General features: G+C 32.1%; 14 protein-coding genes. All 14 read left to right on the forward strand.

Going from position 1 to position 12424, the window contains the following annotated elements; all coding sequences use genetic code 11:
• Positions 1-32 precede the first annotated feature (32 nt).
• Positions 33-590: a manganese efflux pump gene (locus HY951_17425; protein MBI5541841.1), complete on the forward strand. Its 558-nt coding sequence runs from the start codon at positions 33-35 to the stop codon at positions 588-590.
• Positions 591-907: 317 nt separating this feature from the next.
• Entirely contained in the window at positions 908-1258 is a 351-nt protein-coding gene (locus HY951_17430) for an NADH-quinone oxidoreductase subunit A (protein MBI5541842.1), read from the forward strand.
• Positions 1249-1803, forward strand: coding sequence for an NADH-quinone oxidoreductase subunit B (locus tag HY951_17435; protein ID MBI5541843.1), 555 nt, complete (start codon positions 1249-1251; stop codon positions 1801-1803). Before HY951_17430 ends, HY951_17435 begins: the two co-directional genes overlap by 10 nt.
• A gap of 12 nt (positions 1804-1815) precedes the next feature.
• Positions 1816-2274 (forward strand): NADH-quinone oxidoreductase subunit C, encoded by a 459-nt coding sequence (locus HY951_17440; protein ID MBI5541844.1) that lies wholly within the window; start codon positions 1816-1818, stop codon positions 2272-2274.
• Positions 2275-2343: 69 nt separating this feature from the next.
• On the forward strand, positions 2344-3411 hold the full coding sequence (locus tag HY951_17445) for an NADH-quinone oxidoreductase subunit D (GenBank protein MBI5541845.1): 1068 nt from the start codon (positions 2344-2346) through the stop codon (positions 3409-3411).
• 24 nt (positions 3412-3435) lie between these two features.
• On the forward strand, positions 3436-4515 hold the full coding sequence (gene nuoH / locus HY951_17450) for an NADH-quinone oxidoreductase subunit NuoH (GenBank protein MBI5541846.1): 1080 nt from the start codon (positions 3436-3438) through the stop codon (positions 4513-4515).
• 9 nt (positions 4516-4524) lie between these two features.
• The gene (locus HY951_17455; GenBank protein ID MBI5541847.1) at positions 4525-5025 is read left to right on the forward strand and encodes a 4Fe-4S binding protein; all 501 of its coding nucleotides are present in this window, start codon (positions 4525-4527) and stop codon (positions 5023-5025) included.
• Positions 5026-5027: 2 nt separating this feature from the next.
• On the forward strand, positions 5028-5534 hold the full coding sequence (locus HY951_17460) for an NADH-quinone oxidoreductase subunit J (protein ID MBI5541848.1): 507 nt from the start codon (positions 5028-5030) through the stop codon (positions 5532-5534).
• 12 nt (positions 5535-5546) lie between these two features.
• Complete coding sequence (gene nuoK, locus HY951_17465; protein MBI5541849.1) at positions 5547-5864, forward strand: NADH-quinone oxidoreductase subunit NuoK; 318 nt, start codon at positions 5547-5549, stop codon at positions 5862-5864.
• Positions 5865-5883: 19 nt separating this feature from the next.
• Positions 5884-7803, forward strand: coding sequence for an NADH-quinone oxidoreductase subunit L (gene nuoL / locus HY951_17470; GenBank protein ID MBI5541850.1), 1920 nt, complete (start codon positions 5884-5886; stop codon positions 7801-7803).
• Between the two features lie 18 nt (positions 7804-7821).
• Entirely contained in the window at positions 7822-9318 is a 1497-nt protein-coding gene (locus tag HY951_17475) for an NADH-quinone oxidoreductase subunit M (protein ID MBI5541851.1), read from the forward strand.
• 30 nt (positions 9319-9348) lie between these two features.
• Positions 9349-10779, forward strand: coding sequence for an NADH-quinone oxidoreductase subunit N (locus HY951_17480; protein ID MBI5541852.1), 1431 nt, complete (start codon positions 9349-9351; stop codon positions 10777-10779).
• A gap of 31 nt (positions 10780-10810) precedes the next feature.
• The gene (locus HY951_17485; protein MBI5541853.1) at positions 10811-11101 is read left to right on the forward strand and encodes a hypothetical protein; all 291 of its coding nucleotides are present in this window, start codon (positions 10811-10813) and stop codon (positions 11099-11101) included.
• Between the two features lie 162 nt (positions 11102-11263).
• Entirely contained in the window at positions 11264-12310 is a 1047-nt protein-coding gene (locus HY951_17490; GenBank protein ID MBI5541854.1) for a 4Fe-4S binding protein, read from the forward strand.
• Positions 12311-12424 lie beyond the last annotated feature (114 nt).

Below are 12424 nucleotides of genomic sequence, written 5' to 3' on the forward strand. Positions count from 1 at the left end.
ATACAAATGACTATTTTTGCAAAAAATAATTGATGGATTATTTGATAATTTTTCTTGTTGCAATAGGTTTGTGTTTCGACACATTTGCTGTTTCAATTAGTAGCGGTATCGCCCGACAGGAAATTGTTTTTAAAGATGCACTTAAAATTGCTTTAACTCTGGCATTTTTCCAGAGTGCTATGCCACTTGCAGGTTGGAGCTTAGGCGAACAGGTAAAACAATACATTTCAGAGTTTGACCACTGGATAGCATTTGGAATTTTAGTTGTTTTGGGAATTAAAATGATACTTGAAAGTTTTAAAAATGCAGATGAAAAAGAGTTTAATCCGTTAAATCCATGGATTTTAATCAGCATGGCAATAGCTACAAGTCTGGATGCATTAGCAGTTGGGATCAGTTTCTCTTTAATAAGTATACCTATATTAATCTCTGTTTTAATTATTGGTTTTGTAACTTTTATGGCTTCTATGCTTGGAATTTTATTTGGGAAAAAAACAGGAAAAAGCTTTGGGAAAAAGATTGAAATTGCCGGTGGAATTATACTCATTGCTATTGGAGCAAAAATCCTTATTGAACATACTGCACTATAACTGCTTAGATACACCAACATGTTTTACAACATGTTTATGTGCTAAAATTTCGTTTTCCTCACATTTTAAATCCAGGTAAATTTTAAACATTTTTAACTTATTCTCTTATACTTACAATACAATTTTATCAAACTAAAACAAAAAAAAACAGTTATAATCCATGAACCACACACCCATCTATCGCAATGTAATACTGAGTATTACAGACATCTGTTAAATAACAGATATAATTGTCAAATATTTTTTAAAAAATATCTATTTTCGCCAATTGAAATAAAGAATAATGTATTATTCCATTAACTTTTTACATTTCTACCATGAATAGTGAATATTTAATACTGTTTTTTCTATTGGGGGTCATATTAGTAGGTGGCGCAATAGTGTTCTCTATGTTTACTGCCCCTAGATCTAAAAATTCGGCAAAATCTGAACCATATGAATGCGGTATTCCGGTAAAATCCGACGCATGGATTCAATTTAATGTTGGATACTATTTATTTGCCATCATTTATTTAATTTTTGATGTTGAAACTGTGTTTATATTCCCATGGGGAGTTGTTATGCATGATATGGGAATAACAGCATTTATAGAGATAATAATATTCTTCTTTATACTTGTATTAGGACTTTTATATGCTTGGAAGAAAGGAGCTTTAAAATGGGTGTAAAAATTAAATCAATGAAATATGAAGATTTTAAGGACAATGAAACCTTAGAAATCTTTAAAAAATCTGGCGGTAATATTTTAGTAACCAGTATCGATAACATTATTAACTGGGGAAGAGCTAACTCTGTTTGGCCACTTACATTTGCTACCAGTTGTTGCGGAATTGAAATGATGGCTGCAGGTGCTGCCCGTCACGACTTTGCTCGTTTTGGCATTGAAGTTTATCGCGCAACTCCACGTCAGGCCGACGTAATAGTAGTAGCCGGAACTATAGTACATAAAATGGCTCCAATATTAAAGAGACTTTACGATCAGATGGCTGATCCTAAATATGTAATAGCAATGGGAGCTTGTGCAGTTTCTGGTGGACCATTTTTTTACAATTCATATTCAGTAATTCGCGGTGTAGATCAAGTTATTCCTGTTGATGTTTATATTCCAGGATGCCCACCACGTCCAGAAGCACTGTTATACGGAGTAATGCAATTACAACGTAAAATCAAAACTGATAGCATTAAAAATAAACACATTGCTGAAGTTAAATAATCCGAATATTTTATGACTAACGATCAATTAAAAGAAAAAATAAACGGATGGATTTCAGGATTAGAATTTCCTGAAAACAAACAATATCTAGAAATAGTTGTTCCAGCTGAATCACTTCTTAAACTTGCACGTCTTTTAAGAGAAACACCCGAAACTGCATTCGATTATTTATTTTGCCTTTCAGGTGTAGATTATGGAAAACAATTAGGTGTTGTTTATCATCTGGAAAGTACTACTCACAACCATGCTTTAGTTTTAAAAGTTAAAACTGATGACCGAGTAAATCCAAATTTCGATACAGTTTGTGGACTTTGGAGAACTGCTGAATGGCATGAACGCGAAGTTTTTGACTTATTAGGTATTAAATTTAACAACCACCCTGATATGCGCCGTTTATTTTTAGACGATGAATGGGTTGGTTATCCATTACGCAAAGATTATAAAGATGACATTAATATCATCGAACGTTAATATATTGAAAATATGGAAGAAGTATTTCAAGATATAATAATAAAACATAGCGATGATTACATCATTAATATGGGTCCTCAGCATCCATCTACCCATGGTGTACTTCGTTTCGAACTTTGCCTTAAAGGTGAAACTGTAAAGTATATTATTCCTCATTGTGGATACATTCACAGAGGAATTGAAAAAATGTGCGAAAAAATAACTTACCAGCAAATAATTCATTTAACTGACAGATTCGATTATCTATCAGCACATATGAATAATGAAGCTGTTTGTTTAGCTGTTGAAAATGCTTTAGAAGTTGAAGTTCCTGAAAGAGTAAAATACATTAGAACTATACTTGCAGAATTAAACCGTATCGCATCTCATCAACTTTGGTGGTGTGCTTTTGGAATGGACTTAGGAGCATTAACCACATTCTTCTATGGTTTAAGAGATCGTGAATATATTCTTGACATTTTCGAAGAATCATTTGGTTCACGTTTATTGCATAGCTTTAACTATCCGGGAGGATTAATGCATGATATACATCCAGATTTCCAGAAAAAAGTTAAAGAATTTATTAAATATTTCAGAAAAAAACTTCCTGAATACGATCAGCTTTTAACAGGAAACATTATTTTCCAACAACGTGCTATTGGAATGGGTTATATGTCAAAAGAAGATGCTATTTCTTACGGTGTAACTGGTCCTTCTGGTCGTGGTTCTGGCTTTAAATGCGATGTAAGAAAACATCACCCTTATAGTGCTTATTCAAAAGTTGATTTTAAAGAAATTCTATATACAGAAGGCGATACTTTTGCCCGTTACAAAGCAAGAATCGACGAAATGTGGGAATCAATGAATATTATTGAACAATTAATAGATAATATTCCTGCCGGTGATTTTACTGCTAAAATGAAACCCATCATTAAACTTCCTGTTGGAGATTATTTCCAGAGAGTAGAAACAGCAAGAGGTGAACTTGGTTGTTACATTGTTAGTGATGGAAATAAAAATCCATTAAGAGTAAAATTCAGAACTCCAAATTTCTCGAATCTATTTGTTATTAATAAAATAGCTTCCGGAAATAAAATAGCTGACTTGGTAGCAATAAGCGGATCATTAGATTTAGTAATTCCTGATATTGACAGATAATAATAAATCAGTATGGATTTTAATATATACGATTTCACATCATTTACTACCTGGGTTCACAATGCGCTATACAGCAGCATGTCACCAGGCTGGGCAATGCTCATTGAGCTTGCAATAGTAGGTATAATCTTTATTGCATTTTATGCTGTAATTGGTTTATATCTGGTATATGCAGAAAGAAAAGTTTGTGCATTAATTCAAAACAGAAAAGGACCAAACCGAGTTGGTCCATTGGGATTATTTCAAACTATTGCCGATTTATTTAAACTTTTAGGTAAGGAACTTATTAAAATAAAAAATGCAGATCAGTTTCTTTTTAATCTGGCACCATTCATAGTTATAATTGCTTCCTTTATGGCAATTGCAGCCTTACCTTTTGCAAAAGGTCTTCATGCTATTGATTTAAATATTGGTATTTTTTATTTATTTGCAGTTTCATCATTAGGTGTTATTGGGATATTGTTAGCAGGATGGTCAAGTAATAGTAAATACAGTTTAATTGGAGCAATCAGAAGCGGTGCACAGGTTGTATCATATGAATTATCTGTTGGTCTCGCTTTACTTTCTGTTGTGATTTTCTCAGGTTCAATGCAATTAAGCACAATAGTAGAAAGTCAGGCAAACGGATGGTGGATTATTAAAGGACATATTCCTGCAATAATTTCATTCTTAATATTCTTAGTTGCAAGTACAGCAGAAACAAATCGTGGACCTTTCGACTTAGCAGAAGCAGAATCAGAACTAACAGCTGGTTTCCATACAGAATATTCAGGTATTAAATTCGCATTCTTTTTCCTTGCTGAATATATGAATATGTTTATTGTAGCTGCAATTGCTTCAACTGTTTTCCTTGGTGGCTGGATGCCATTTCATCTTCCTGGTTTAGATGGAATGAATCACGTAATGGATTATATTCCAGGATTTGTATGGTTCCTTGGCAAAACAGCATTTATAATCTTTATAATGATGTGGTTTAAATGGACTTTCCCTCGTTTAAGAATTGATCAATTACTTAAACTAGAATGGAAATATTTATTACCATTAAACCTAATGAATATTGTATTAATAGCCTTTATAGTCCTTATGGGATGGTATATAAAATAATTAAAAGGTATGAATATATTTAAATATTTTGGGGAAGTTTTCGGAGCAATTAGATCGTTATGGGCTGGTATGCGCGTTACTGGATACTATTCCATACGTCCGGGTAAAGTTGTTACTCAAAAATATCCTGAAAACAGAAAAACTTTGGTAATCGCTGATCGCTTTAAAGGCGAAGTTATAATGACACATGACAGTAACAACCAACATACATGTAATGGTTGTGGAATTTGTGAAATGAATTGCCCTAATGGCTCAATTGAAATTATCTCTAATAAAATTACTAATGCCGAGGGTAAATCTGAACGAATAATTGATAAACACATTTACCATTTATCTATGTGTACTTTCTGTGGATTATGCATTAAAACTTGTCCATCAGGTTCAATAAAATGGGGACATGATTTTGAACATGCAGTGTTCGACAGAAATAAACTTACTAAGGTTTTAAACCAACCTGGTTCATCAATTAGAAAAGAAATTAAAGAAGTTAAAGAAACTAAAGAAGCTTAAGCATGGAACTTAATCAATTAATGTTTTTCCTACTCTCAGGCTTAATCCTGATTTTTTCTGTACTAGCAATTACCAGCAGAAAAATTTTGAGAGCAGCAGTATATCTACTTACAGTATTAGTAGCTACTTCGGGATTATATTTTATGCTGAATTTTGAGTTTATGGCAGCTGTTCAATTAACTCTATATGCAGGCGGTATTGTAGTTTTAATTATTTTCTCAATTTTACTTACAAGCCATATCAGTCATAAATTTGAACAACCAGCACTTGCAAATGTATTTGCGGGAGCTTTAACCGGATTATTAGGTTGTGGTGTTGCAATATGGTCAATAATGAAGTACCCCTTTGTTGCTTCAACTCAACCTGCTTTAGTAGTTGATATGAAAGTTGTTGGAACTCAACTTATGAATACCGGAGATTACGGTTATGCTTTACCATTTGAAGTAATCAGTGTTTTACTACTTGCTGCATTAATTGCTGCTGTAATAATTGCTAAAAAAGGAAATTAAAAAATTAAAACCATGATACAGGGAATTCCAATTCAATATTTTTTAATTGTAAGCACTGCAATGTTTTTTATTGGTGTTTGCGGTTTTATTATTCGTCGTAATCTTATTACGATGTTAATGGCAATTGAGCTTATTTTAAATGCTGTAAATATTAATTTTCTTGTTTTTAATAAATATTTGTTTCCTCACCAGCTTCAAGGGCATTTCTTTGCTTTAATTATTGTAGCTATTGCTGCTGCTGAAGCTTCTGTTGCTATTGCATTATTTATTAATATATACAGAAGATTTACCAATATTGAGGTAGAAAATATTAGCGAAATGAAGTACTAATAAATTGAAAATTTAAGATATGACTAATTACGCATATACTATTTGGATACCGTTAATTCCGGTTTTTATGTTCCTTATTTTGGGACTATTCGGAATGAAAATGAAAGGTTCATTAGCAGGTATTCTTGGTACATTAGGCCTTTTAACAATAACTGTATTGTCTTACTTTACAGCTTATTTATACTTCTTTAAAACCGGAGAACCAGAAGGAGGATTTAAGGCAATTACAGCTTTTAATTCAGAGTGGTTAGCTTTTACTGACACTCTTAAAATTCACATGGGAGTTTTACTTGATCCGATTTCTGTAATGATGCTTGTAGTAATTACTACTGTTTCATTAATGGTTCATATTTACAGTATTGGATACATGAAAGGCGAAAAAGGATTTCAACGCTTTTTTGCTTTCCTTTCTTTATTTACATTTTCAATGTTAGGTCTTGTTTTAGCAACTAACATTTTTCAAATGTATATTTTCTGGGAATTAGTTGGAGTTTCATCATTCCTATTGATTGGCTTCTATTATCAAAAACCATCAGCAGTTGCAGCTTCAAAAAAGGCGTTTATTGTTACTCGTTTTGCTGACTTTGGATTTTTAGTAGGTATTTTAATCGTTTCTTATTTTACAGGAACTTTTGATTTTGATGTTCTTACTAGTGGTGATGGTAATATTTTCCAGAGTATAACCGCTGCTTCATTTATGGGAGTAAGTGCTATTACATGGGCTTTACTTCTTATTTTTATGGGTGGTGCTGGTAAATCTGCTTTATTTCCATTCCATATTTGGTTACCGGATGCTATGGAAGGTCCAACTCCTGTTTCTGCATTAATTCATGCTGCAACAATGGTTGTTGCTGGTGTTTATTTAGTTGCAAGAATGTTTGTTGTATTCCATTTTCAGGCACCAAGTGCATTGGAGGTAGTAGGATATGTGGGTGCATTTACCTCGCTTTTTGCAGCAATAATTGCATGTACACAATTTGATATAAAACGAATACTAGCGTTTTCAACACTTTCGCAAATTGGTTATATGATTTTGGCTCTTGGAGTTTCAGAATATGGAGACGAGGCCGGTGTTGGATATATGGCATCAATGTTCCATTTGTTTACTCATGCTATGTTTAAAGCTCTTCTTTTCTTAGGTGCTGGATCTATTATACATGCTGTTCATAATAACGACTTAAGAAATATGGGCGGTTTAAGAAAATACATGCCTATTACTTTTATAACTTTTACTATTGCGTGGTTAGCAATTTGCGGTATTCCACCTTTTGCAGGATTCTGGAGTAAAGATGAAATTTTGGTTGCAGCTTTTGAGAAAAACAGCTTAATTTTCTACTCATCAGTATTCGTAGCAGGATTAACTGCATTCTATATGTCTAGATTATTTTTCAGTGTATTCTTTGGAAAAAAACAACACTATCATCACGAACCACATGAAAGTCCGTTAGTAATGACAGGTCCTCTAATGTTCCTTGCTTTAGCCTCTATAGTTGCCGGATTTGTTCCTTTCCACGATTTAATTACATCTGATGGAAAATCTTTTGAGACTCATTTAAATTATAGTATTGCTATTCCTTCTGTTGCTATTGCTGTTCTAGGAATATTAATTGCATTTTTACTTTATTATAAAGAAAGTAAGGTTCCTGATAAAATTTCTAAATCACTTGGCATATTCTATACAGCTACATTAAACAAATTTTATTTTGATGAAATTTATTTATTTGTAACTAGAAAAATCCTATTCAATTTAGTATCACAACCTATTGCCTGGTTTGACAGACATGTAATTGATGGATTTATGAATTCTATAGCCTGGGTAATTCAAAAATCATCATTTAAAATGAGGGATTTGCAATCAGGTCAGGTTCAGCAATATGCATTTGTGTTTGTATCAGGTGCAATTATTTTAGTATTATGTTTTGCTTATTGGTTAAATTAAACTGAAAATTTAAGAAACATGAATATTTTATCATTATTCGTTTTAATTCCTGTTCTAACCATAATTGGTATTATTTTAAGCCGTTCGCATAATATGGTGCGCTGGATGGCATTAACAGGAATGTTTGCACAATTAGTAACTGCTGTAGTTTTACTATTTGCATATTTTGCAGTTAGAAATGCCGGAAATACTGATGCTATGGTTTTTTATCAGGATGTTGAGTGGTTTAAAACTCTTAATATTCATTATTGTATTGGTGTTGATGGAATTTCTGTTGCGATGATAATGCTTACCGGAATAGTTGTTATAACAGGAATTCTAGCATCATGGGAAGTTGTTTATCTGCAAAAAGAATTCTTTATTTCGCTTATTCTGTTAGCAACTGGAGTTTTCGGATTCTTTATTTCTATTGATTTATTTACCATGTTCTTATTCTACGAAATAGCAGTTATTCCAATGTATTTGTTAATAGGTATTTGGGGAACCGGTCCGAAAGAATACTCTGCAATGAAACTTACTCTTATGTTAATGGGAGGTTCTGCACTTTTAATGGTAGGATTATTAGGATTGTATTTTAACTCTTCACCTGACGGACATTATACATTTAACCTTTTAGAAATTGCTAAAGTTCATATTCCAACAGAATTACAAATGTTCTTCTTCCCATTCCTATTCCTTGGTTTTGGTGTTTTAGGAGCATTGTTCCCATTCCACACATGGTCACCCGATGGTCATGCTTCTGCACCAACAGCTGTTTCAATGTTACATGCAGGTGTACTTATGAAACTTGGAGGATATGGCTGTTTCAGAGTTGCAATGTATTTATTACCAGAAGCTGCTCATGAACTTGGATGGATATTTATTATTTTAACTACAATATCTGTTGTATATGGCGCATTTGGAGCAATCTGGCAAAAAGATTTAAAATATATCAATGCTTATTCATCAGTTAGTCACTGTGGATTAGTAATCTGGGGATTATTAATGATGAACAAAACAGCTATGGACGGAGCTATTATTCAAATGATTTCTCATGGTTTAATGACAGCTCTTTTCTTTGCTTTAATTGGAATGATTTACGGAAGAACACATACAAGAATTGTTGACAAAATGGGTGGATTAATGAAAGTTATTCCTTTCTTATCTGTTGTTTACGTAATTGCAGGTCTTGCTTCTCTGGGACTTCCTGGATTAAGCGGTTTTGTTGCTGAAATGACAGTTTTTGTTGGTGCTTTCCAACATCCTGATTTATTCCACAGAGTTGCAACTATCATTGTTGTTTCATCAATAGTTGTAACAGCGGTATATATCTTAAAAGTTGTTGGAGGTTTATTATTCGGACCAATTAAAAACGATGAATATCTAAGCTTAAAAGATGCTAAATGGTTTGAAAAACTTTCTGTTGGCACATTAGTTATTGCTGTTGCTGGAGTTGGTATTGCACCACTTTGGTTATCAAATACTATCATGGATAGTTTAACTCCAATTGTAGAACGATTAAGCCAGGTTTGGTAATTTATATAATTATATTTTCTGAACATTATGATGAATTTACAAGATTTCTTAACAATGCGACACGAATTGCTGCTAATATTAGTAGCAGTAATAGTACTTATAGGTGAAATATTTATTTCAGATAAGTCTAAACATGTCATTATAAATCTTACAATAATACTTTTCTTATTGCATACTATAGTTGGTTTTTTACCAATACAAGAAGGAAAACTATTTGGTGGAATGTATCAAAACGATTTATTCAGAGCTACACTTAAAAACATTTTAAATGTTGGTGTTTTTATCATACTTCTTCAATCATCAGCATGGATTAAGAAAGAAGAAAATCATGGTAAAATAAGTGAATATTTCATTTTGTTACTATCTACATTAGTTGGTATGTACTTTATGATTTCTTCAGGAGATTTCTTAATGTTATACTTAGGTTTAGAGTTAGCAACAATTCCAATAGCTGCTTTAGCTGCTTTCGATAGACATAAAAACAATTCTGCAGAAGCCGGTATTAAATTGATTCTATCCTCTGCATTATCTTCTGGAATTTTATTATTTGGTATCTCTATGATTTATGGAACAACCGGTTCTGTTTATTTTACTGAAGTTGCTGCTAATTTCGGAAAAGAAAGCCTTCAAATTTTAGGCTTCATTTTCTTTGTTGCTGGTATGGGATTTAAAATTTCATTAGTTCCTTTCCACTTATGGACAGCAGACGTTTACGAAGGTGCTCCAATTAATGTAACATCATACTTATCAGTAATATCAAAAGGTGCTGCAGTATTTATTTTCACTATTGTTTTATATAAAGTATTTGGTCAGATTGCTGAAATGTGGACAATCTTACTTTATGTCTTAGCAGTGTTAACAATGACAATAGGTAACCTTTTTGCCATTCGTCAGAATAATATGAAGCGTTTCCTTGCTTTCTCTTCTATTGCACAAGCTGGTTTTATTTTGTTAGGTATTATGGGATCAAATGCTGCAGGAGTAACTTCTGTTGTGTATTTCATGTTAATTTACATTCTTACTAACCTTGGTGCATTTGGTGTTGTTTCTGCAATTGCTAACGCTTCTGGCAAGGAAGATATGAGAGATTATAATGGTCTTTATAAAACTAATCCAAAATTAAGTTTATTAATGACGCTTGCACTTTTCTCTTTAGCTGGTATTCCACCTGTTGCTGGTTTCTTTGGTAAATTCTTCTTATTTACAAGCGTTGCAAGTTTAAATGATTACAAATATTATATATTAGTTTTAATAGCAGTTTTAAATGCAACAATATCATTGTTCTACTATTTAAGAGTTATAAAAGCAATGTTTATAGAGCCAAGTGATAATCCCATACCATATTTTAAAACAGATACACCAGCAAAAATTGGTTTATTAATTTGTGTATTTGGTGTTTTTCTAGTTGGATTTGTTGCTGCAATTTATGAAGCTATTTACCAGTTTAGTTCGCTAATTTAATTCAAATTCCTAAATCGAAAATTCTAATAAAATGCCAGCATTTAAAGCAAAACATATAGTTGAAGATATCAATGGCACAAGATGTAGTGTTGTTGAAACAGGGATAGACGAAAGCCGCCTTCAATTTTTAACAAAGGTTTTAGAGCATAATAAATATACTGTTGTTAGCGAAAAGGTTGGCGAAGTATATAAAATTGGAGTAACTGATATGCTTTTTAATTCTGTTATTGATGTTTATAAAAGAAGGTTAAGAACTTTAGATGGTAGAGTTCTCTTACATGAATACTGGTTTCAATTGCCAGAAAAAGTAATTTTAGATTAAGACCTAACTAGTTTTTAATATAAAGCCCAAAAACAATTGTTTTTGGGCTTTTGTTTTTAAAATTGAAGTCAGATCTTTCGACCCGACTGCTTGCAAAAAAATGTCAGGTCGAAAGACATGACATCAAGATAAACTACATATATTTACAATAAAAAAATCACCTTGTACTCAAAAGTCTATTTATATTATTTCTCAGGAACAGGTAATGCAAAACGAGTTACAGAATGGATTAGCGATAATGTTAAATCTACAGAAATTCCAATTGAAGTAATTAATATTGAAAATTGCAAAAAAGTTGAAATAGAAGAAACAGAAGGCAAAAAATTAATTGGCATCATCTCTCCTACTCACGGTTTTAATATACCACCATTGGTTTTATATTTTATTTTTAAATTCCCAAGAATAAAAAACGCCGATTTTTTTATGGCAAACACACGAGCCGGAATGAAGTTATCTAAATTATTTCTTCCCGGTTTAAGTGGAATAGCCCAAATACTGCCTGCAATAGTATTCTTTTTTAAAGGTTTTTCGGTAAAAGGACTTCAACCTATTGACTTACCCTCAAACTGGATAAGCTTACACCCTGGTTTAAAACAAAAGGTTGTTACATCAATGTTCGAAAGAATAAAAATGAAAATCGATAAGTTTTCAGGCAAAATGTTACAAGGTAAAAGATCTTATGTTGCATTATATAGTCTGCCATTTGATTTAGCATTAATTCCGATAAGTATTGGTTATTTCTTCATGGCTCGTTTTATGCTTGCAAAAACTTTTGTTGCAACTTCAAAATGCACATCGTGCGGTTTATGCGTAAAACAATGTCCAGTGCAGGCTTTGGAAATGAAAAGAGACAGACCATACTGGAGCTTCGATTGCGAAAGTTGTATGCGTTGTATGAATAATTGCCCGTCTAGAGCAATAGAAACTCCACATTTATTTATAACACTTGTATGGATTGTTTTCTTAAATCTTCCATGGATAGTATTAACATTGGTTTTTGAAAAATACGGTCGTTGTAATTGCTCAATTTTATGGTACGAAGAATTAATTTACAATGCACTTCAGGTTACATTTATTTTCCTCTTTGCATGGTTAACATATTATCTGCTTTATAAATTTATGCGCTTTAAATTTGTAGATATTGTTATTAGATATTCTTCTTTTACAAATTATAAATTCTGGAGAAGGTATAAGGCACCAAAAAAATAATAATAATGAATAGATAGAAACTACATTTAGGAAAGATTATTTATACGATTCTTGTATTAAATAATAAAATCCAAATAGTCATAAGGAATAAAAATTTTTTACTAAAAACGTATG

The sequence above is a fragment of the Bacteroidia bacterium genome (assembly GCA_016218155.1).
Taxonomy (GTDB): domain Bacteria; phylum Bacteroidota; class Bacteroidia; order Bacteroidales; family GWA2-32-17; genus GWA2-32-17.